At 40.4% G+C, this 21,387-nt stretch carries 19 protein-coding genes; 9 read left to right on the forward strand and 10 right to left on the reverse strand.

Annotated features, from left to right (window positions below):
* Positions 1-11: 11 nt before the first annotated feature.
* The 4 genes from AL038_RS07380 to AL038_RS07395 all read right to left on the reverse strand — a co-directional run bounded on the left by AL038_RS07380 (position 12) and on the right by AL038_RS07395 (position 3,145).
* Complete coding sequence (locus AL038_RS07380) at positions 12-986, reverse strand: DUF6976 family protein (protein WP_062151158.1); 975 nt, start codon at positions 984-986, stop codon at positions 12-14.
* A 43-nt stretch (positions 987-1,029) separates the two neighbouring features.
* Positions 1,030-1,305, reverse strand: a complete 276-nt coding sequence (locus AL038_RS07385; RefSeq protein WP_066246108.1) for a hypothetical protein — start codon at positions 1,303-1,305, stop codon at positions 1,030-1,032.
* A 283-nt stretch (positions 1,306-1,588) separates the two neighbouring features.
* On the reverse strand, positions 1,589-2,410 hold the full coding sequence (locus tag AL038_RS07390; protein WP_062151164.1) for a protein phosphatase 2C domain-containing protein: 822 nt from the start codon (positions 2,408-2,410) through the stop codon (positions 1,589-1,591).
* Positions 2,411-2,416: 6 nt separating this feature from the next.
* Entirely contained in the window at positions 2,417-3,145 is a 729-nt protein-coding gene (locus AL038_RS07395; protein ID WP_236839493.1) for a vWA domain-containing protein, read from the reverse strand.
* Positions 3,146-3,349: 204 nt separating this feature from the next.
* Between AL038_RS07395 and AL038_RS18770 the strand changes: the two genes are divergently transcribed.
* Positions 3,350-3,484: a hypothetical protein gene (locus AL038_RS18770; RefSeq protein WP_272898043.1), complete on the forward strand. Its 135-nt coding sequence runs from the start codon at positions 3,350-3,352 to the stop codon at positions 3,482-3,484.
* On the opposite strand, the gene AL038_RS07400 is transcribed toward AL038_RS18770, so the two are convergent.
* On the reverse strand, positions 3,485-4,444 hold the full coding sequence (locus tag AL038_RS07400; protein ID WP_062151167.1) for an ABC transporter ATP-binding protein: 960 nt from the start codon (positions 4,442-4,444) through the stop codon (positions 3,485-3,487). It abuts the gene before it with no gap.
* 133 nt (positions 4,445-4,577) lie between these two features.
* Positions 4,578-5,687, reverse strand: coding sequence for a S49 family peptidase (locus AL038_RS07405; RefSeq protein ID WP_062151170.1), 1,110 nt, complete (start codon positions 5,685-5,687; stop codon positions 4,578-4,580).
* Positions 5,688-5,970: 283 nt separating this feature from the next.
* On the opposite strand from AL038_RS07405, the gene AL038_RS07410 reads away from it, so the two are divergent.
* Both AL038_RS07410 and ptsP read left to right on the forward strand, forming a co-directional pair.
* On the forward strand, positions 5,971-6,240 hold the full coding sequence (locus AL038_RS07410; protein ID WP_062151173.1) for an HPr family phosphocarrier protein: 270 nt from the start codon (positions 5,971-5,973) through the stop codon (positions 6,238-6,240).
* Positions 6,237-7,967, forward strand: a complete 1,731-nt coding sequence (ptsP, locus tag AL038_RS07415) for a phosphoenolpyruvate--protein phosphotransferase (RefSeq protein ID WP_062151176.1) — start codon at positions 6,237-6,239, stop codon at positions 7,965-7,967. The genes AL038_RS07410 and ptsP overlap by 4 nt, the downstream gene beginning before the upstream one ends.
* A gap of 131 nt (positions 7,968-8,098) precedes the next feature.
* Here the strand turns inward: ptsP and AL038_RS07420 are convergent, their stop codons facing one another.
* The gene (locus AL038_RS07420) at positions 8,099-8,920 is read right to left on the reverse strand and encodes a zinc-ribbon and DUF3426 domain-containing protein (RefSeq protein WP_062151179.1); all 822 of its coding nucleotides are present in this window, start codon (positions 8,918-8,920) and stop codon (positions 8,099-8,101) included.
* Positions 8,921-9,067: 147 nt separating this feature from the next.
* A complete protein-coding gene (prmA, locus tag AL038_RS07425) occupies positions 9,068-9,949 on the reverse strand; it encodes a 50S ribosomal protein L11 methyltransferase (RefSeq protein ID WP_062151182.1) in 882 nt (293 codons plus the stop codon).
* Between the two features lie 412 nt (positions 9,950-10,361).
* Here prmA and mrcB point away from each other — a divergent pair, with 412 nt between their 5' ends.
* The 4 genes from mrcB (at position 10,362) to AL038_RS07445 (ending at position 15,016) form a co-directional block, all read left to right on the forward strand.
* Positions 10,362-12,761, forward strand: a complete 2,400-nt coding sequence (mrcB, locus tag AL038_RS07430; RefSeq protein WP_062151185.1) for a penicillin-binding protein 1B — start codon at positions 10,362-10,364, stop codon at positions 12,759-12,761.
* A gap of 223 nt (positions 12,762-12,984) precedes the next feature.
* Positions 12,985-13,407 carry a tetratricopeptide repeat protein gene (locus tag AL038_RS07435; RefSeq protein ID WP_062151188.1) on the forward strand — a complete coding sequence of 141 codons (423 nt, stop codon included), beginning with the start codon at positions 12,985-12,987 and terminating at the stop codon, positions 13,405-13,407.
* Positions 13,408-13,531: 124 nt separating this feature from the next.
* Positions 13,532-14,575 (forward strand): tetratricopeptide repeat protein, encoded by a 1,044-nt coding sequence (locus AL038_RS07440; protein ID WP_062151191.1) that lies wholly within the window; start codon positions 13,532-13,534, stop codon positions 14,573-14,575.
* Between the two features lie 21 nt (positions 14,576-14,596).
* A complete protein-coding gene (locus AL038_RS07445; RefSeq protein WP_062151194.1) occupies positions 14,597-15,016 on the forward strand; it encodes an RNA-binding S4 domain-containing protein in 420 nt (139 codons plus the stop codon).
* Between the two features lie 60 nt (positions 15,017-15,076).
* Here the strand turns inward: AL038_RS07445 and AL038_RS07450 are convergent, their stop codons facing one another.
* Positions 15,077-17,029 (reverse strand): TonB-dependent receptor plug domain-containing protein, encoded by a 1,953-nt coding sequence (locus tag AL038_RS07450; protein WP_062151197.1) that lies wholly within the window; start codon positions 17,027-17,029, stop codon positions 15,077-15,079.
* Between the two features lie 62 nt (positions 17,030-17,091).
* Here AL038_RS07450 and AL038_RS07455 point away from each other — a divergent pair, with 62 nt between their 5' ends.
* Together AL038_RS07455 and AL038_RS07460 are read left to right on the forward strand one after the other, a co-directional pair.
* Positions 17,092-17,580: a DUF3592 domain-containing protein gene (locus tag AL038_RS07455; protein ID WP_062151206.1), complete on the forward strand. Its 489-nt coding sequence runs from the start codon at positions 17,092-17,094 to the stop codon at positions 17,578-17,580.
* A gap of 107 nt (positions 17,581-17,687) precedes the next feature.
* Positions 17,688-18,167 carry a hypothetical protein gene (locus tag AL038_RS07460; RefSeq protein ID WP_062151209.1) on the forward strand — a complete coding sequence of 160 codons (480 nt, stop codon included), beginning with the start codon at positions 17,688-17,690 and terminating at the stop codon, positions 18,165-18,167.
* A 75-nt stretch (positions 18,168-18,242) separates the two neighbouring features.
* Here the strand turns inward: AL038_RS07460 and AL038_RS07465 are convergent, their stop codons facing one another.
* Positions 18,243-21,374: an efflux RND transporter permease subunit gene (locus AL038_RS07465; RefSeq protein WP_062151213.1), complete on the reverse strand. Its 3,132-nt coding sequence runs from the start codon at positions 21,372-21,374 to the stop codon at positions 18,243-18,245.
* Between the last annotated feature and the right edge of the window lie 13 nt (positions 21,375-21,387).

Genomic DNA, 21,387 nt, shown 5'->3' on the forward strand with positions numbered 1-21,387 from the left:
GTTATTGGGGATTAAACTTGTTTGATTTCTAAGTAAACCAGTGTTTGGTTAAGTAGTTGATAGGCGATTTCGCCGAATGTCATAGGACCTGTAATCGGCATGGTTATTTTGCCTTCTAGTTCGGAATAGAGGTAGTTTAAAATGCAGTTGCAGGCAAAAACAGGCTGTGCATCTTTTGGAAACGCATTATAGAACGCGCCAATATAATCGGTTAAAGGATGTGCGAGTTTATAGGGAACATTTTTAAAAACAGGTGCGTATAAATGTACCATTCCCGTTTCTCTATCCACGCCTTGAAAGCTAACGTTGACGAGCGCGCCGCAGTAATCAGCAACTAAAGGGTAGCGAATATCTGCTTTTTTGTGGAGTAAGTATTCAGCAAAACGCCATTTTTTGCCATTAACAAGGCATTCTTTAACCATAAACCCTTCATTGTCAAACGTGATAACGTCATCACCACTGGGTTTAAAAAGGTTAAGAATATGGATTAATGCCATGTAGTTGGTGGGTAAACTGAGGTGCATGGCTATTGCGTGTTGGTTGGAAATTGCCCCTGTTTCACCATTAAACACGGTTGGCATGAGTTCGCCAAATCGCTCTAAATGTACGCCTGCAATCCAGCCGATAATGGGTTTAAGAAACAGACTGGGATAATTTGGGGCGTTGTGGGCATAGGCGATATGTGCCGAGCTAAAGCTTGGAATAATTAATAAGGTAAAGCCATTTTCTGGCGCATCGTGCGGAATATTTTCTAGCGTATTCTTATCGTACTCGCGTATATCTATTGCTTGTACCATAGGCGGGGCTTCTGTCGCAAACAACTGGGTTGCTGTACATAGTCCTCCTGCTTCGCTCATAAAGTAAGGGATACTGCCACCAATCCACTTACCGCGTGGTAGTTGACGGAGTAAATCTTCATCGCCTGCCAAAAACAGTGTTTTTCCCGCTTGAATAGCTTGTATGGCTTGCTCTACGGTAATTAACATTGAATCCCCCTTGTTTTATCGTTGTTATGACGGTATTTTTTTGTTATTTATTGGCTTGACCATCACTACCATTGTTTTTTATCGGTTTTATATGCCCTCCAAAAATGGCCAGAATATCTTGTTCTAAGATAGGTTCATAGCGGGTGAAAAAAGAATGAATTTCACTCACACATTTATCAATATTTTCTGTTGAGTCATCTAGCTGTGTAGCTCGAATTACCCGTGCTAACATCATGCTAGCAGGAACAACTTGGCATTTATAATTCTTTTGACCCGTTACCAATAACCGCCAGAGTGGTTCTGACTTGTCAGGTACCATGAACGCACCTCCCTCTTGCGCTAACTGCAATTCTGCAATATTAATTTTTTTATTAGTGTGTATTAGACTTTTCGAATGGTCCAAGACATTTTAATAAATCTTCCCTATGAGACAAAGGGAAATGCAGAATAGCAGGCGTACAAATTTTTTCCAATGTGGAATAGTAAAAGGATTGTTTAATGAGACAATCCAAGCACTGACACGATAGCTATGCTTTTTTGTGATTTATAAATACTTTTGTTAAGTATAGCTGTCTGTATTAATACCCGTTGATAAAAGATGACTACCGATTGCCACTAAAAATAATCACCGTGATATCGTCTCCGCTTCCTTGGGCAGAATAGTGGTCTAACCACTGTGGCAAGGCTTGTTCAACAGCCTCTACACCAAACTGTGTAACCCGTGCAAGTAAACTTTGCGCAAACGCTTGAAATTGTTGCTCATCAGCAAAGGCATTAATTAAGCCATCCGTCGCTAATAGTAAGGATTCGCCCGCTTGCCGTTCTATAGCACGTGTTTGCCAATATTTATCCGCATCAGTAGAGATTAGAGAGAAGGTTGCATTTCCCAATAAATGTGCATCTTCCTGAAAAGGACGGGCTGTTGTGCCATCCGTAGCCAGTCGTAAGATGTCGCCATCACCCAATTGTCCTAATAACAATAATTCGGGCAAAACTAACGCAACCAGAACAGTTGAACCATAACGTTTTATTTGTGTTTGTAAATCAAGACTAGCTGATAAAGGAAAACGCCGTTTCACGTCCGTTGTTACGGTATTTCGCCATAAGCGGACTAAACGACGCGGAAAGTCTTGCCGAAAATTTTTAATCAACAAGGGCAAGCTACCTTGCTCTATATAAAAATGTTGAAAAAAGTGTAACAACTGTTCTACGGCTAGTGTTACAGCAAATTGTGCGCCATACTGACTTAAATCATGTTTTTTGTCGCCATGCCCATCAGCAACCGCTAATGCAATACATGGTTTCCCTTTGATGCTTTCTGTGCGAATAGCAAAGGCATCTTGACAGGGTAAATTATGCTGTATGTGTGATGCACCGCGTTGACAAGCGGCGATAGTCCACCCAAGTGTGTGATGCGCTAACATAGGCAGTCAAAACACATCTTCACTGGCACTTAAAATAGGTTGTGGTGGTGGCGTTAATACCACGTTTCCAACAGCGTCTGGTGTATGGCTGCCTTTACTTTTACCTTGTGATGCACCAATTGAGGCGGTGATACTTGCCCATTTAATATATTCTAATAATTCTGCTGGGTTATGGGCTTTTAACACACCAATTTCTCGATGGCTGACAAACTTTAATAATTGCTCTTCGTCATAATCTGTTTCATCACCAATAGCAATGGCAAGGCGCACTGCTTTTTTACCCCATGGTTGACTGTCTAATGCTCTAATGGCTTGTAAATATTCTTCCTCTGTATCTGTACAAAAACCATCAGAAACCAATAAGCAAACAGGGGGCAATCCGCGACGTGGCATTTTTTCTAACTGTAATTCATCTGCCAGTAAATGAATGGCTTGCGCGGTCGCAGTTAGCCCTGCAACGCCTAATTCTGGCCATGAAAATTGTTCTAATGATACAGGTGTAGGGCCTACATGCCACGCTGCCGTATCAGAAAATTTAATTGCCCGCATCATAATTTGTACTTGAGGATGATTGATTAAGGCTTTACGAATTTCAGGTAAGGCTTCACGAATAGCTTGATTTAAAACGGCAATTTTTTTGCCACTCATAGACCCTGAATAATCAGTCAACCAAAAAAAATGTAAAGGGCGTTTTGCAACTTCCCCTTCTGGAACAGGAATTACTGGGGACATCATTATTTTTTCCTAATCATAAATGATAAATTGGCTTCAATTTTACACGATTTACATCGTTTACAGGGTTATACACTATAATGTCTTAATCACGACAAATGTTTTGTAGATTTTTATATGTAAAGCATAATGTTATAAAATTTTAGTGCGGTATAGTGTTTGCATAACTTTAAATAAGGTATCTGTTACATGATGAGGAGAATAGCCATGTATCGCCTGTTTGTACTCTTAACGGCTTATCAAATATTACTGATTTTAGCGTTCGGGGCTGTTATATGGGTAGGCGCGACCGTGTATGCGTTTGGAATGGTTGTGAGTATGGGTGTTAATGTTTTGTTTTAACTAAATGGTTATTTGCGGTTTGGTTTGACCATCCTGACCGCCAGTAAGATGTGTAAAAATCTGTTCTAAGGTTTGTTTTTCAGGAATTAATTCATATAAACCCCATTGTTCTTGTACCGCGTGTATTGCTAAAGATTCGGCTGGGTTGTACGATTTATCATATTGTAGTTTAAAGTAATTTTCATCTAAACGGGTTACATTTATAACCCCTTTCAAGGTTTCTAGTTTTTGTAGTGGCGGTGGAAAGCGTAATGCTACTTGTAAATAATGGGTTTGTATTCGTGCTAATAAACCCGCAATAGTCTCTGTTAGAATTAATTCCCCTTGATGAATGATTTGCACATGACTGCACATGGCCTGCACTTCAGGCAAAATGTGTGTGGACAAAATAACGCAATGCGTTTCGCCTAATTTTTTAATCAGTTGACGAATATCTTGAATTTGAACAGGGTCTAGCCCTGTCGTTGGTTCGTCTAAAACAATGAGTGCGGGATTATGTAAAATGGCTTGTGCAATACCAACACGCTGTTGATATCCTTTAGATAGTTGTGCAATTAGGCGATAATAAACGGTAGCCAATCCACATTGTTCGACGACAGTTTCTAATGCTTGTGCGATTTGTGCTTGTGGTACACGACGAAGTTTTGCACAAAAATAGAGAAATTCACTAACGCGCATTTCTCGATATAACGGTGGATTTTCAGGTAAATAACCGATTAATCTTTTGGCTTGTATCGGGTTTTCTAATAAATCATAACCGCCTATCGTAACCTTTCCAAAACTGGGGGCAAGCGTTCCTGTCAGCAGTTGCATCGTGGTCGATTTGCCCGCCCCATTAATCCCTAAAAACCCTAGAATTTGTCCCTGTTGTGCCGTAAAACTGATATTTTTAACCGCACATAAATCGCCATAGTAACGCGAGAGTTTTTCTACGGATAACAAGGTTTTATCAGCATTCATGGCGGTTTGCTCGGTTTTTAAAATACGGCGTGCAGAATTTTGTCTGGCAATCCTGAAAACGCTGATTCAGACTGTTTGTAAAAACGGATAACATGGCTCTAAACCGTGGTATCCGTCGCACATCTTTACTTAATTATTGACATACTTTGTTTATATTACCGTGATAAACCAAAGGAACATGTAAAATGGTGGCACAAAGTTGTTGTTGTGGATTGCTGGTTGTTACTTGCGGTGCATGACCTGTTGACCACGCTAATAATTGTCCTAACCAACTATCTGTAGATGATTGTGGGTAAACCAGTTGATAATCGTCTTGAACATGCGCTAATTCAGCTAATTTTTCAATTGCTTGTTGCCGACTGAGTGTCCCATCGATTAAGCCGTATTGCTTTGCTAAATCATTACTAAAAATTTGCGCGCCCATTTTGTCACGAATGACAGTTTCATCAATTTTGCGATTTTCCGCCACATGGTGGACAAAGTTGTTGTATTCCGTTTCTACACCAGCTTGTAGGTTTTTGAGTTCTTCTTCTGTTGGACGACGAAAAGGATTACCTAAATCTTTACCACGTCCAGCAAATATTTGATATTGTTCAATTCCACCCTGTGTCACCATTCCCCCACCCATCAATCCCCCATCGGTCGCGACAGGTTTATTAAAGTACGTTAAGGAAACGCCTAATACACCAATACTGCCTATCATACTGCCATAATCGGCATAAATTTCATTCGCGCCAACCATTGCCATTACGCCACCAGAGGCAGAAAAACCTTCAATATAGGCTAATACGGGGTTATTAGTGGCTTTTTGGTAGGTTTTAACGCCTTCAAAAATAGCGCGAGAACCGTAGATTGTCCCACCGGGTGTTTGAAAGTGCAGTAATATCCCTTTTATATTAGGATTTTTTGCGGCGGCTTCCAGTGCTTCTTGAATTTGATAACCGTAGGTAACGCCTGAACTGAGAAAAGAGAACGAATCCAAATTTGTTGTTGGACTGCCTAAAATTACACCGTTGACAGATAACTTTAATAAATATTGTTTACTTTGTTGACTACCTGAAATATAAGTATATTGCGGTGTTGCACTTTCTAAATCAGAAAATTCGCTATTTTTTAGTCCTGTTCCAAGCCCCGCACCCAAGCTGACAAAAAATAAAACGGCAAGTACGAACAAAATAATGAGGCTCAATAAAGCAATAACAACTTGTCCTACAAGGCGAAACGCGCCCATGATAATTGACATTAATAATTCTCCATAGCAACGATAATAAAAAATACCTTCCCTGTTTTTAAGGGGTGATGCCGCATTATATCGTGGTTTATAGAAAACCATTCGCACTTAAGGATTGAAACGATAGATTTACGGTTTTTTTGCTAAGTTAGGGAAGTTAGATAAATACGTTGGTTGCTCAATAGTTATACAAAATGTCAAAATGCAATGCTTGTTTTCGTGACAAAACGCGCAATCTGTATTGCGTAAAGTTGGCTATTATTAAATTAAGACAAGGAGTGAGAAACAAATAACCGTGTTAAAACAAACTTTCACAATTGTGAATAAATTAGGACTTCATGCACGGGCAGCGGCGAAATTGGTTAAACTCGCATCTGCTTTTGACAGTGACATAAAGATTAAGCGTCAACAACGTGAAGTGAATGGTAAAAGTATCATGGGTGTCATGATGTTAGCTGCTGCGAAGGGAACACAGGTAGATATAACGGTTTCAGGCATTGATGAGGAAATCGCTATGGCAGAGTTAGCTGATTTAATTGAAAGTCGCTTTGGAGAGTCGGAGTGAGCTTAACGCTACATGGCATTGGTGTTTCTAAGGGCATTGCAATTGGCAAAGTACATATTATCAATCGTGATCATATTGAGGTTGGTGAATATACCTTGTCCGTGCAAAGTCTGGAGGAGGAGGTTTCACGTTTTGAAGGCGCGGTGGATGTTGCCCGCGAACAGTTGCAGAAAATTCGGCAATATGTTTCTAAACATACCGCTACAGATGTCGCCGCTTTTATTGATACGCATTTGTTAATGTTAGAAGATGCCGTATTTATCGAATCACCCATTCGGTTGATTCGTGAACGGCAATGTAATGCCGAATGGGCGTTAAAGCTCCATCATGATTATCTGATTCAGGTTTTTGATGAAATGGATGATCCGTATTTAAAATCGCGTAAAGATGATGTAGCGCAGGTGATTAATCGGATTCAGCGGGTATTGCGGGGTTATCCTGATTTAGCCGAAGACTTATCTACGGAAAGTCTAGCACAAGCAATTGTTTTATCTGATGATTTAAGTCCAGCAGATACGGCATTAATGCAACATCGCGGTGTGGTTGCATTCGCAACAGAGTCTGGCGGGACAACATCACACACGGCTATTTTAGCGCGAAGTTTGGGGATTCCTGCCATTGTTGGGCTACGTCGCGCCCGTGCTTATATCCAACATGGGGAAACGCTCATTATTGATGGCATTCATGGAATGTTGATTGCTGATCCTGATGAGCGTGCTTTGCGTTATTACCGTAATCGCCAACGTGATGAAAAACGCTATCGTGCTTCTTTGGGTAAACTAAAAAATGCCCCGACAATGACAAAAGATGGTACGCCGATTTTATTACAAGCGAATATAGAATTTCCTGAAGATATGACAGCCGTGCGGCGGGTTGGTGGCGAGGGTGTGGGCTTGTACCGTACAGAGTTTTTATATATGAATCGCCCCACTCCGCCAACAGAGGAAGAGCATTTTGATGCTTATTTACGGGTATTGCAGGCGGCAAAAAGCGCGCCCGTGACCATTCGCACGTTGGATTTAGGGGCAGACAAACAAGTTCGTTATCAAGAAATTTCTACTGCAACGAATCCCGCCTTAGGTTTGCGGGCGATTCGTTTATGTTTAAAAGATTTAAAAATGTTTAAAACCCAATTGCGGGCGATTATTCGCGCTTCTGCTTTTGGACAAGTGCGCATGATGATCCCTATGATTTCTGGCATACAAGAATTATTGCAAGTTCGTGGTTTAGTTAATGAAGTACAGAATGAGTTGGCTCACAAAGCCGTTAGGTTTGATCAGGCGATGCAAATTGGCGCAATGGTTGAGGTGCCTGCGGTGGCGGCTTGTATTGATTTGTACGCGCCGTATTCTGATTTTTTTTCAATTGGTACAAATGATTTAATCCAATATACGTTGGCAATAGACCGCGTTGATGATAGCGTCAATTATCTCTATGACCCGTTACATCCTGCGGTGTTGCGTCTTATTAAAATGAGTATTGATGCTGCCCACAAAAGCGAAAGGTCTATTAGTATGTGTGGTGAAATGGCGAGTGATAGCCGTTATGTTCGCCTATTATTGGGCTTGGGGTTGCGGTCGTTTAGCGTTAATCCAGAATCTTTATTAGAGATTAAACAAATTATTATCAATAGTGATATGACAGGACTCTCCCGCAGTGCGAATAAGCTACTTCGTTTAACTGCCCATGTCGATATAGTGGAATTGTTAGAATATATTAACCGTTAGAATCATTACTTATTTATACTGTTGTCGTATCAATATGGTTTATACCAGCGTTTTTAAGATTTACAGAATGATAAATGCTTTTTTGTGTCTGCTCATTCTGTCAATCCAAACGCTGGGTATTTCCGCTTTATTTATAAAAATTCAAAGTGATAACCTTCCATCACACTATTCCCTTCAATCACATACGACATATCTATCAAATCAAAGCGCACATGAACAATTGCACCAGCTTGCATTTTTTCTTTTATATCAACGCCTAAATACTCTGTTGGAGTAAATCGCCGTTGTGCAATGGGCTGTCCATGTCGGTCTTCAAAGGTCAATTCTAATATGGGGTAAGGCTGAGGAAATGTTGCATCATTCACAAATGTTGCGTTGACTTGCAACATATCAGGCGAATCAGGATGAATCTGTACAACCCGTTCTTGCATGTGAATCAGGTCAACATTGCGAGTAACAGGTAATTCACAGCCTGCTATTTCACAAGCTTGTGACAGCAAAGGACGTAACTGCGCGTTTTGCAAAATAATATCAGGGTACATAAACCATACATATTGTAACGCCAACAGCCCCATCAGTAATAAGCTAACAAATGACCATTTTAAAACCGAACCTAACTGGCTTTTTTTGGTTTCTTGCACGATTTCAGCTAATTCTTCTTCACTGATGTCATCTTCTGTTAAAGCCTCTGGTACTACTGTTATTGCTTTATTTTTTAAGTCTTTTGGAATTTCTTTCATTAAGTTTTTCGAGGCATCAAAGGTATGTTGGCAATTAACACATTTTACGTATCCTTGAGCAACGTTTAAATGTGCAGTGTTGAGGCGGAAAATTGTTTGACAATGCGGACATTGCGTGTACATAGAAATGCTCTCAAACAGTGGATAAATAAGTGCTAGTGTAAAGCAGATAACCCATTGAATAAATCGTATCATAACGAATAAATTCGCCATGATAGTCTGTTAGACTTTTTACAACGGTTTACAATATGCTTGTCTTTACATGCTAAGAATTCTGATTCTGACGGGTTTTAATTATGCGTAAAAAGACGGATAACAGCATTTAAAGTGTGCTATCCGCATTTCCTTTGCAAGTAGTCTTTAGCGTTTATAACCAACGATTCGAACCCAACCTGCTTTTTCAGTAATGCTCAATTGGTCAAAATAAACAGCATAAGCGGTTTTTACCATCTCGGCTTGTTCTTGCAAAATACCTGACAACACAATGGGCGCACCTGATTTAACGAATTTCGCAAAAGTGCTTGCTAAACTCACCAAAGGGTTCGCCAAAATATTGGCAAGTAAAATATCTGCTTGTAGTGGGCTAAACGCCTCGGGTAAGCAAGTATGAATCGTAGCGGCAACCCCATTTTGCGCTGCATTATCACGGGTTGCGAGCAAGGCTTGAGGGTCTATATCAACCGCCCAATTTTCGCACGCGCCCAATTTAGCGGCAGCAATAGCGAGAATGCCCGAACCACACCCATAATCAATCACGGTTTTCCCTGTTAAATCACCTTGTTGGTCTAACCATTCTAAACACAAGGCGGTTGTTGCGTGCGTTCCTGTGCCAAACGCTAAACCGGGGTCAAGCAAAATATTAATGGCATCAGGGTTTGGGGGCGGTGTCCAACTAGGACAAATCCATAAACGTTGTCCAAAACACATAGGATGAAAATCACTCATCCATACCCGTGTCCATTCTTGGTCGGCTAAACGTTGCAATTCATAAGATAAAGAAATATCAGTGGGTAAAATTGCATGAAGTTGTAATAAAAGACTTTCTGGGTCTGTGTCTTCTTCAAATAACGCAACAATACGGGTTGTTTGCCAAATAGGCGTTGTATTTAACGGCGGTTCATAAACAGGCTCATCTGCGGCATCTTGCCATGTGACAGATAACGCGCCAAGTTCGGTCAAACTGTCAGAAATAGCGTCAACTTGTTCTGCGGGAGTATTAATTAATAATTGTAACCAAGACATTGTTTTATTTCGTATAAAGGGCTAATGGAAAAGGACGGCATATAATCTGCAAAATAACGAATTAATCAGCTAATGCAATACACACTAGACATGCTCTTGCATTATCGATATTGCTTTACGTCACTCAGTATTATTAATTTAGTGGCATTATTTTTATTAATTCTACTTTATTCATGAAAGGCTTATATTGCGTTGCAATATTAAACTTAATAAATCACTTTAAGAAGCCTATTTTATCTCATTGAAATAAAAGTTATTTTTTGAATAAAAAAATCAACAGGAACGCTTAACATTTTGACTGCTTATAGTGTATGCTTAGGGAAGCCTAATATTATCAACAGTCAAGAATGACTTACTTAAACTAAATTTAACATTGTGATTATAAATTTTTGTTTTTAAAGTGGATAACTAAATGACACGCATACGAAAGAAAAAAACTACTTATCGTCGTCGTCCTACCACTTTCATCCCCCAAAATCGGAATTTTCGCTTTCGCTGGCGTTGGTTAGTGCTGATTCTTGTATTTATTCCAACCGCGTTTTATATCAGTTGGTTGGATGTTAAAGTGCGAGAAGAGTTTGACGGACATAGTTGGGCATTGCCCGCCAGAGTATATGCAAGCCCTGTTGAAATTTATGCAGGGATGACACTTAATCCTGATAGTTTGGTCGATGAACTCAAGGCGATTGGTTATAAAGAATCGACGGATATGAACGAGTCAGGGCAGTTTTATCGAGTAGGGACGGATATTAGCATTATGACGCGGGCTTTCCAATTTTGGGATGCAAATGAACCTGCACAAAAAATGCGAATTCGTTTTCTTAAAGACAATAAAGTAGAGTGGATTCGTGATGAGAGTACCAAGAAAAGCATTGCGTTAGCACGTTTAGAGCCGAAAATGATCGGCAAGATTTATCCAACACAGAATGAAGACCGTGTTCTTGTGAAATATGATGAATTACCGCCGCTACTGGTCAAAGGATTGGTTGCCGTTGAAGACCGAACCTTTTTTGAACATAACGGCTTGAGCATACGCGGGATTATGCGGGCAATGGTTGCAAACGCAAAGGCGGGCGACTGGGTGCAAGGGGGAAGCACCATTACTCAGCAGTTAGTCAAAAACTTGTACTTAAATGCTGAACGTACTTTTGACCGCAAAATGAATGAAGCGGTTATGGCATTGTTATTAGAATGGCATTACAGCAAAGCACAAATTTTAGAAGCCTATGTTAATGAAGTTTATTTAGGACAAGATGGTAATCGTTCCATTCACGGAATGGGGGTTGCCTCGTCTTTTTATTTTAATAAACCTGTAGAACAGCTCAAATTACCTGAAATTGCCTTATTAGTCAGTTTAGTAAGGGCTGCATCACTTTATAATCCGCGTAAACATCCCGACAGAGCCGTTGTTAGACGCAATCTGGTTTTAGACTTAATGGCAGAACGCGGTGTGATTACCCAAGCGGATGCACAACAAGCAAAAGGCTCACCCTTAGAAATTACGGATGAAGCGCAAGGCACTGTTTTTCCTTACCCTGCTTTTTTAGAGCTAGTTCGTCGTCAACTGCGTGAAGATTATCGAGAAGAAGATTTACGCAATGAAGGCTTACAAGTTTTTACAACATTAGACCCATTTATTCAAAATCTTGCTGAAAAAGCAATGGTTGATGGGATTAAAAAACTGGCAAAAACTAACCGCCGTTTTGGTGAGTTAGAAGGGGCGATGGTAGTAACCAGTAGCGAAGGCGGTGAGATATTAGCCCTTGTCAATGGTAAAAAAACAGATTTTGCAGGGTTTAACCGTCCTTTAGATGCGCGTCGACAAATAGGTTCTTTAGTAAAAGTTGCGGTTTATTTAACTGCCTTAGAAGATACCCGTGCTTATTCACTCACAAGCATGTTAAACGACACACCGTATGAATGGCGTGACCGTAAAACAGGACAAGTGTGGACACCTAAAAACTATGATTTTCGCGTGCGTGGGCGTGTGCCATTACATTTTGCATTGGCAAATTCGCTGAATTTAGCAACCGTGCATTTAGGGATGGAGTTAGGACTGGAAAAAATCCGCAACACCTTGCGACGCATGGGGGTAGAACGAGATTTTACCGTTTATCCGTCGATGTTGCTGGGCAGTGTCGCCTTAACGCCATTAGAAGTTGCTCAAATGTACCAAACCCTTGCGAGTAGCGGTTTTCGCGTGCCACTGCGTTCAATTCGCAATGTCTTAACCCACGATGCAAAACCCTTACAACGCTATGCACTTTCGGTCGAACAACGTTTTGATTCCGCTCCTGTGTTCTTACTTAACTACGCGCTACAAAATGCCGTCCGCGAAGGAACAGGGCGACAAGTCGCAAAAACGCTCCCTAAAGAATTAATTGTTGCAGGAAAAACAGGGACAACAAACGAATTACGCGATAGTTGGTTTGTGGGTTTTGATAGCGAATTGATGACAGTAACATGGATAGGACGTGATGATAACAAACCGATGGGACTGAGTGGTTCTTCAGGTGCGATGCGAATTTGGAGTGAATTTATTCAATCTGCCAACACACGCTCACTCGCACCGATAACACCCAATCATGTCGAATGGCGATGGGTAGATTCAGCAGGGAATTGGAGCAATCGCGGTGCATCTGGCGCATTGTTAGTGCCTTTCATTACCAATCATACTGAAACAAACACGATGGCTAATAATACCACGATTAATAATACAAACCTCCCGCAACTTCCCCTCACGGGCGGCACAATAAAAACAGGTAGTGCGACAGAAACAGAAGATTTATCTGCTAATACCCGTTCACCTTAAAACGTCAAAAGCCTGTTTGAATCCTAATTCAGACAGGCAAAAATGCTGATGACATTATCACTTACCCCTTCCTACTTTATCTAGCACTACCAAAACATCACCACAGTGATAAATTTATTCACAGCTCCCCATGTAAAAATACAACCTAAAGATTGCTGTTATACAATTATTCATCAATAATTAAGAACACAAAAGACTGGTTGAATCATAGGGGTTGTTTTTTATGAAATGTTTGCGAATATCTAGTTTAACGCTTGTATTAACGCTTTGTGTCGCATCACAAAATTTTGCTCAGGGGGCATTGCTGAGCGTAGCAGACCCTACAAAAGCGATTGTTGAACTACTGATGGAAGCGAAAAAATCTTTTGAAGAAGGACAAAGCGAACAAGCCGCTGCATTACTAGAACGTGCATTACGTATTGACCCCCGTAATCCTATTTTATGGCACAACTTAGCAGGTGTTCGCCTGCAACAAGAAGATTGGTCACGTGCGGCAAGTTTAGCGGCAAAATCTAACGCCTTAGCTGTTGAAAACAAACTGTTACGGGTACGTAATTGGATTGTTATCGCCTTAGCTTGCGAGGGGTTGCGTGATGTGGATTGTACAAAAGAAGCCCGTAACCGCGCACGTGCATTAGCTAATTAATCAGCGTGTTATCTGTCTTAAGCCTTCATAAAAAAAGGATGTAATGATGAAACATCAGATAACCCTACTATGCCTAAGTTTCTTGGGGGCTTGTTGTAGTGATAATGTGATCGAATCGAAGGGAATGCCAACAGAAACAATTCTTTTAGAAACGGAAGCACCGACACCCTCCACACAACAAGCGATGCTTTTTGAAGAATATCAACAAGTGTTTCAGCAGACAGCCCTTGATCCACTAACCGATTACATTGTTCGTTATGAACATGATGAGCTGAGAAAACAAGCCGTTACTAAAATAAAAATTGAACGGGAACAACGCTGTCAACATGTCGCAAATAATATTATTAAGTTACCACCTACCGCAGAAAATATACAAAAAATAACCAACAGCTATCAATACTCCTGCCCTGCTCTTGTAGAAAAATTCTCCGCGACAGTGCCTAAGAATACCGCAATACCAGAGACAACATTAGAAACAACGGCTGTTTCCGCTCCTGTCCCGTTGACTGAAAAAGCAGCTACAACGGTTTCTGTTCCTGCCAATACACCAGAGACGACGTTAGAAACAACGGCTATTTCTGCTCCTGTCCCGTTGACTGAAAAAGCAGCTACAACGGTTTCTGTTCCTTCCAATACACCAGAGACAACATTAGCAGCAACGGCTGTTTCCGCTCCTGTCCCGTTGACTGAAAAAGCAGCTACAACGGTTTCTGTTCCTGCCAATGCACCAGAGACAACATTAGCAACAACGGCTGTTTCCGCTCCTGTCCCATTGACTGAAAAAGCAGCTACAACGGTTTCTGTTCCTGCCAATACCGCAACATCGGAAACAATAGCAACAACCGATAAAAAAACCTGTGAAGCCTTGTATATAGCGCGTCAATTTGCGACGGCTATTAGTGTCTGTCAACAAGAGGCAACGGCTGGTGGTGTTAGCGCGCAGTTTTATTTAGGCGCAAGCTATTTACACACAAATAATCCACAATCAGCCTATTCTTGGTTTAAAAAAGCGGCTGAACAAGGACATAGTGAGGCGCAATATCAAATTGGACAACTGTATTACACGGGTAATGGTGTAGGGCAAAGTCATGATAAAGCAGTAGAATGGTTTGAATTAGCCGCTAAACAGCATAATACACAAGCACAATTTATGTTAAATAATATGTAATTCGTTTTGTTGGATAGACAGATGCACGATAAAGATGATGAGACAGACGATAAAGTCCGCTTGGATAAATGGCTATGGGCAGCTCGTTTTTTTAAAACCCGTAGTTTAGCGATTGAAGCGATTAACGGTGGAAAAGTCCATATTAACCAACATCGCACAAAACCTGCAAAAGAGGTACATATCGGTGATGAATTGCGTATTCAACAGGGCTATGCAGAACGTACGGTTATTATTAAAGGCTTATTAAAACAACGCCGTCCTGCTTCTGAGGCTGTGTTATTGTATGAAGAAACCGCCGACAGTTTACAAAAACGTCAAACGATGCAAGAACATCATCATTTAGAATTATTAACCCGCCCAACACGAGCAGGTCGCCCAACTAAGCGGGATAGACGCTTAATTCATCACTTTACACAAGATGATGATAGGAAAAAAACTTGAATTTTTAAGAAAAATAGAATTTATTCCGTTTTTTGCTAGTTTTACCGTTAATACTACAAATTAAAATTGATATTGAAGTTGTACTAAAAACTCGCGTGATGTGATGGGTAATGGAGAATGTCCCCCATTATAGGGCTGTATTAATTCCATATTTTCTGCAAATACGTCATAAACACCCATACCGACTTCCCAGTTTTTGGTGTCGTTTGGCTGATAGCGGAAAAAGACATTGGTTAATAGCGTTGTTGGTGATTCATACAAAATAGGCGTGCCTAACTCATCAACACGCGCATAACCATAACGATGGCTAAACAATAACCATGAGGGATTAAATGACCATGTGGGGGATAATTTAAAATGTCCATTCAGCGTCAATTTATGTGCGGGAAAGGCAAGATTTAAGTCTTTTTCTTCCCCTGTTTGTTGGTCTATCGCTTTATAAGTGCTAACGCTATCTGTTGGTATGGCATACGAATAGTTTAAAGTTGCATAACCCCATGATTTAACTAAACGAAGCTCCGTTTCTATTCCCTGTGAACCTGATTGTTCTGCATTAAAATAAGTTTGCGTGATAGTATTCGGGATAACGTCATAAACAATGGTATCTTTGGTGTTAATCTTAAAAAGATTGACTGTTAATGCAATATCTTTATTAAAAACATACCCCATTTCTGTTTCAAATATATTTGTTTTTTCTGATTTAATATCAGGATTTAAATAGCCATTTTCTACCGTTGGACTACGATACGCGCCACTATACAAAAGTTTGATATGCCATTTTTTATCAAATTGTTTGGTATAAGCAATGCGTGGCGATAAATCTGCACCAAAATCACTATGTTTATCATATCGCGCCCCCAGTGTTAAATTTCCCCATGCCGCTTGCCACGCACCTTCTAAAAAAGCTGTCGTATTATAATAATTAGAAAAAGAGCGAGATTCTGTAGAATGGTCAATATTGCGGTCATAAAATAATTCTACACCGCTAGATACTGCAAATTGCGCATTAAAAATATAGTGTGGATTAAGATTAATACTTAAACGATCCACCGTTGCACGGGTTTGATACTCATCTGCAACACGTTGATTCCAAGTATCTTGATGAGATAAAGTTACCCGATTATCGAGTGTTAGCTTATCGGTGAGCGATTGTGTATAACGTGTTTGCCAAGCGACCGTCTGAAAATCATTTTGCCAGGTTAAAGGCTCTATCGTGCCGAATAAATCACGGTTAGTTGTCCGATAATTATCTACTAATAAACGGCTACTTAATTGCTTGTATTCTATTCCTAGATTAAGAAAAGCAGGGTTCAGTTCATTACTATTTGCAAGCGATAAACTATCACCATTCGAATCTACATATAAACCATCGCTACGCCTACCCCGTCCTAAATAACCCATTGCAGTAAACTTAGCTGCACCAATAGTTTCCCCCGCCATAATATTCACTGTTTGGCGTGCGGTTGCCTCTTCCATTCTGCCATAGGTAACGGTTGCTTGTACGCCTCGTAACTCTTCAACGGTTTTACTAATAATGTTAATCACACCGAATTCCGCAAAACCACCATATAAAACTGACCCTGCCCCGCGAATAATTTCTATTCGTTTTATCTGTGCGACAGGATAATGATTACCCAGTGGATTATTTCCGAAACGTCGTTCAGTCATTTCTACGCCATCAATAAGCAACAATATCTTACCTTCATGCGCCCAACTGCCACGAACGCCAATACCAACAATATTATTAACATCCAGCCCTAAATTAAAACCAGGCACTAAACGCAATACATCCATTAAATCCCGCGCGCCACTGTTCGCAATTTCTTCAGCCGTGATAATGGTAACAACACTTGGAGTCTCAGATAATGATTTCTCTGGCGTTTTAGTCGCAACCTGCACCTTCAGATTTATCAATTCTTCTAGTGATAACTCTATAGCTTCCCTCTTTACATCAGCAATAACTAAATGAGGTATCAATCCAATGGCGCAAACAATGGGTAAACGATTAAACATAACGTTATCAACTCACGAAAAGGGTTAGAATAGACTTTCAGTAATTTACGGAATTATCAGAAATGCAACGCATACAGAAAAACAGTTTATTTTCAATTTTTGCTTGGTTAATCATTATAATGGGTATGAGCCTTCTATTTATTGGTGCTAATGAATTTAATAACGCCCAACATAGCACCCACTGGTTAGAAACAACGGGGAAGATTATTCAATCGGATATTAGCCAAAAATTGACCAGTCGTGACCAAACGGAACATATTATTTACAGCCCTCATATTCGCTATGAATACACGATTGAAGGACGTATTTATCAAGCAGATCGTGTTAATTTTCTTCCCCAAGCAACTACACAATCCGCTGCTGAAGCAGTTAATAAACAATATCCTATTGGCAAAATAGTAACGGTCTATTTCAACCCAGATGACATAAAAATAGCAGTATTAGAAACAGGTGCAACGATACAAAATTATGAACCCTTAATAATTGGCGGTGTTTTATTATTACTGGGTATCGTTTTATTAAGAAGACAACCAAAGCCAAAAACGGTTTAAATCTATAACGGCAATTTATATGCCTATTTATAGCCATTGCGAGACAATATAAAAATATCAAATCGTATTTTTTTAAAAAATCAATTAATTAATAACTTGAGTAAAACATGATTTCCTATCAAATAACGGTTCACTACAACAGACCCATCATTCGTTATGCACTTAATCAATTTATGTTGCAACGCATTGGATTATTTACGCTTATTGTCACTGGTTGTGCATTAATACTCATGCCCTTACTTGCCATCAAGTTTCACTCATTTACGCTACAAATGTTCGCGTTTGGGTTATGGATGGGCGTTGGACTATGGGGGATTATTTACGGGATACGATTACGACAAAGTGAACTTATTCTATCCAAAATGTCCACACCAACGGCAGACATCACCTTTAATGAAAGCAGTGTCACCGTAGAATCCTGCTTAGGAAAAAGTGAGCTTAGATGGTTAGCATTTGATGAAATATTAAAATTTGAACACGCATGGCTACTGATTTACGCCCGCTCGGGCTATATCAATATCCCTGTTACTGAAATGTCGCCAGAATTACAACAGTTTATTGAATATTGCTTTAATAATTATAGATAATCTGTCTTGCCTCAACGTTTATCGAAAAAAAACCTGCTAGGTCTTCAATACCTAGCAGGTTCTAATTATAAACAATTAATCGTGTTTTGAATTACCATATCCACCTGTTTCTACAATAGAATGTGCTGGATAAGTTGTATTCCGTTGTCCCTGTTTATGGGCATGTTCTTTATCTGGATTATAACGTCTTGCTAACAAGGTATAAGCCACAGGAATAATGAACAATGTCAAGAATGTGCCTAAAATCAAACCGCCTAAAATAACCCAACCAATTTGTTGACGGCTTTCTGCACCTGCTCCTGTAGAAATGGCAAGCGGCAATGTTCCTAAAATCATAGAAAGTGAGGTCATTAAAATCGGGCGTAAACGCAATACTGCTGCCTCAATAACCGCATCTTTAACTAACTTTCCTTGCTCTTGCAATTGGTTAGAAAACTCTACAATTAAAATCCCATGTCGTGTAATCAAGCCAATTAACATCACCAGCCCAATTTGACTATACACATTCAACGTACCATGCGTGTAGTACAGCGCGAACAACGCCCCCGTCATCGCCAATGGCACAGTGAGCATAATAATCAACGGACTCACAAAACTCTCAAACTGCGCGGCTAAGACAAGATAAATAAAGACTAAGGCTAAAATAAAGGTCATCACTAACGTTTCGCCTGACTCCATAAATTCCCGTGATTGTCCATCTAATCCCGTTTTTGCGGTTGCATCCAACGTTTCCTTAGCCGTTTCGTTTAAAAAGTCTAAGGCTTGTTTCAAACTATAATTAGGTGCAACGTTAGCACTGATTAAAACTGAGCGTAAACGGTCAAAACGATTAAGTTCCTTAGGGGCAACTGCCTCAGTAACTTTAACTAAATTAGATAGTTGAATTAATTTACCGTTTTTATTCCGCACGAAAATCGCGCTTAAGTCCGTTGGTTTAGTTCTATCTTCTTGGTTCAACTGTACGATAACATCGTATTGTTTCCCCTCACGTTTAAAGCGAGTTACTTGCCGTCCGCCCAATAAAGTTTCTAACGTGCGTCCAACTTCCTCCACTTCCACGCCAACAGCGGCGACTTTATCACGGTCTATGGTCACAACTAATTGTGGCTTATTGAGTTTTAAGTCCGTATCAACGTTAGTCATCCCCGGATAAGCACGGATTTTTTCTAACATCCTATCCGACATAGCTTGCAACTGTTCGTAAGAATCCCCCTGAATAATAAATTGTACAGGCGGATTGCGGAAACTTTGCCCCAACGAGGGCGGATTGAGCGCGAAAGCCAATACACCCGGCAACCCCAGCATTTTTGGCATAATTTCCCCAACAATGCTTTGCTGGCTTCGCGTCCGTTCTCCCCAAGGCACAAGGCTTACAAAAGATAATGCACTATTAACAGGATTTGGGTTTTGTAACCCCGGTGCGACAACAACGAAAAATTTACGAATTTCAGGCACTTTTGCGTAAATCTGCTCGATTTGGCGGGCATATTTATCCGTATATTCCAGCGTTGAGCCTTCAGGCGCACTAAGAACACCAATCATAATACTACGGTCTTCTGTTGGTGCAAGCTCTTGCTTAATTTGAGGATATATCCAAATCGCCCCGTAAATAGTTACCCCAAAGATAATTATCATAAACCAACGGACTTTTAAAATACCTTTTAAAATCGCTCGATAGCCATTATTCATGCCAACAAAAAACTGTTCTGTAATATTGAATAAAAATCCATGATGCTCATGACTTTTAAACATTTTAGAACACATCATTGGCGTGAGCGTTAAAGCGACAAAGCCAGACACAATAACTGCGGCTGACACCGTCAGGGCAAATTCAGTAAACAATCGCCCCGTATTACCCGTCATAAACGTTAAGGGAACGAACACGGCTGCAAGCGTAATTGTCATAGAAATAACAGCAAAACCAATTTCTTGACTGCCTACAATGGCGGCTTGCAATGGTGGTTTGCCAAGTTCTACGTGACGATGAATATTTTCTAGCATAACGATAGCATCATCCACCACAATACCGATGGCTAAGACTAACCCTAATAACGTTAAGATATTAATAGAAAATCCTAACATATCCAGAAAAATAAACGCACCTATTAACGAGACAGGAATGGTAACGAAAGGAATAAATGTGACACGAAACGAGCGCAAAAAAGCAAAAATAACCAGCACAACCAGCACAAAAGCCTCGCCCATTGTGTGATAAACCGCATCAATAGAGGCTTCAATAAAGATAGAAGTGTCAAAAACCACTTCCAACTTCATACCGTCTAAAACCGTCACATAGGGCAATTCTGCCCGTACTGCTTGGGCAACAGAAAGCGTATTTGCTGTTGATTGTTTAACCACGCCTAAGCCTACAGCGGGCTGACCATTAACCCGTACAATCCGCCGTTCATCTTCAGGACCTACTGCCGCATAACCGACATCACTTAAACGAATTGGATAGCCATTAACTTCTTTAATAATTAATTGGTTAAATTCTGCAACTGTCCGTAAATCTGTTTGCGTCAGCACTGTAAATTCGCGTTGCGTGCTTTCAATCCGTCCTGAAGGCACTTCAACGTTTTGCAAGCGCAATGCAGACTCTACATCCTGTGGGGTTAGACTATAATCTGCGAGACGGTCACGGTCTAACCAAATCCGCATTGCATAGCGTCTTTCGCCACCAATAATCACACTCGCTACACCTTCTAACACCTGTAAGCGCGGAATAATAAAACGGTCAGCATAATCACTTAATTCCAATGAACTATGCTTATCGCTGGAAAAAGCAATCCAAATCACGGCCTGTGCATCAGCTTCTACTTTAGAAACAACAGGGTCATCGGCTTCATCAGGCAATTCAGAACGCGCCCGCGCGACACGGTCGCGCACGTCATTCGCTGCATTGTCCGCATCTCGTTTTAATACAAATTCAATAGTAATTTCACTAACTTGCTCTCTACTAACAGATTTAATTTTCTTAATGCCTTCAATCCCCGCCAATGCGTCTTCAATTGGCTGAGTGACTTGGCTTTCCATAATTTCCGCGCTTGCCCCTGTATAAACCGTTCGTACAGAAACAACGGGTGCGTCAATATTCGGATATTCTCGTACTGATAAATGTGTAAAAGAAATAATTCCAATTAAAATAATAATTAAACTCATCACCGTCGCTAACACGGGACGGCGGATAGAAATAGCAGACAAAACCATAAAAGCAACCCTC

Source organism: Beggiatoa leptomitoformis (assembly GCF_001305575.3).
Classification (GTDB): Bacteria; Pseudomonadota; Gammaproteobacteria; order Beggiatoales; family Beggiatoaceae; genus Beggiatoa; species Beggiatoa leptomitoformis.

What these genes read in the sequence shown, in the direction of transcription:
- AL038_RS07450 (WP_062151197.1), bottom strand. Translation starts at nt 17,029, where the DNA reads ATGTTTAATCGTTTACCCATTGTTTGCGCCATTGGATTGATACCTCAT.
- prmA (WP_062151182.1), bottom strand. Translation starts at nt 9,949, where the DNA reads ATGTCTTGGTTACAATTATTAATTAATACTCCCGCAGAACAAGTTGAC.
- AL038_RS07455 (WP_062151206.1), top strand. Translation starts at nt 17,092, where the DNA reads ATGCAACGCATACAGAAAAACAGTTTATTTTCAATTTTTGCTTGGTTA.
- AL038_RS18770 (WP_272898043.1), top strand. Translation starts at nt 3,350, where the DNA reads ATGTATCGCCTGTTTGTACTCTTAACGGCTTATCAAATATTACTGATT.
- AL038_RS07380 (WP_062151158.1), bottom strand. Translation starts at nt 986, where the DNA reads ATGTTAATTACCGTAGAGCAAGCCATACAAGCTATTCAAGCGGGAAAA.
- AL038_RS07460 (WP_062151209.1), top strand. Translation starts at nt 17,688, where the DNA reads ATGATTTCCTATCAAATAACGGTTCACTACAACAGACCCATCATTCGT.
- AL038_RS07390 (WP_062151164.1), bottom strand. Translation starts at nt 2,410, where the DNA reads ATGTTAGCGCATCACACACTTGGGTGGACTATCGCCGCTTGTCAACGC.
- AL038_RS07405 (WP_062151170.1), bottom strand. Translation starts at nt 5,687, where the DNA reads ATGTCAATTATCATGGGCGCGTTTCGCCTTGTAGGACAAGTTGTTATT.
- AL038_RS07435 (WP_062151188.1), top strand. Translation starts at nt 12,985, where the DNA reads ATGAAATGTTTGCGAATATCTAGTTTAACGCTTGTATTAACGCTTTGT.
- mrcB (WP_062151185.1), top strand. Translation starts at nt 10,362, where the DNA reads ATGACACGCATACGAAAGAAAAAAACTACTTATCGTCGTCGTCCTACC.
- AL038_RS07465 (WP_062151213.1), bottom strand. Translation starts at nt 21,374, where the DNA reads ATGGTTTTGTCTGCTATTTCTATCCGCCGTCCCGTGTTAGCGACGGTG.
- AL038_RS07445 (WP_062151194.1), top strand. Translation starts at nt 14,597, where the DNA reads ATGCACGATAAAGATGATGAGACAGACGATAAAGTCCGCTTGGATAAA.
- AL038_RS07420 (WP_062151179.1), bottom strand. Translation starts at nt 8,920, where the DNA reads ATGGCGAATTTATTCGTTATGATACGATTTATTCAATGGGTTATCTGC.
- AL038_RS07395 (WP_236839493.1), bottom strand. Translation starts at nt 3,145, where the DNA reads ATGATGTCCCCAGTAATTCCTGTTCCAGAAGGGGAAGTTGCAAAACGC.
- AL038_RS07440 (WP_062151191.1), top strand. Translation starts at nt 13,532, where the DNA reads ATGCCAACAGAAACAATTCTTTTAGAAACGGAAGCACCGACACCCTCC.
- AL038_RS07385 (WP_066246108.1), bottom strand. Translation starts at nt 1,305, where the DNA reads ATGGTACCTGACAAGTCAGAACCACTCTGGCGGTTATTGGTAACGGGT.
- AL038_RS07400 (WP_062151167.1), bottom strand. Translation starts at nt 4,444, where the DNA reads ATGAATGCTGATAAAACCTTGTTATCCGTAGAAAAACTCTCGCGTTAC.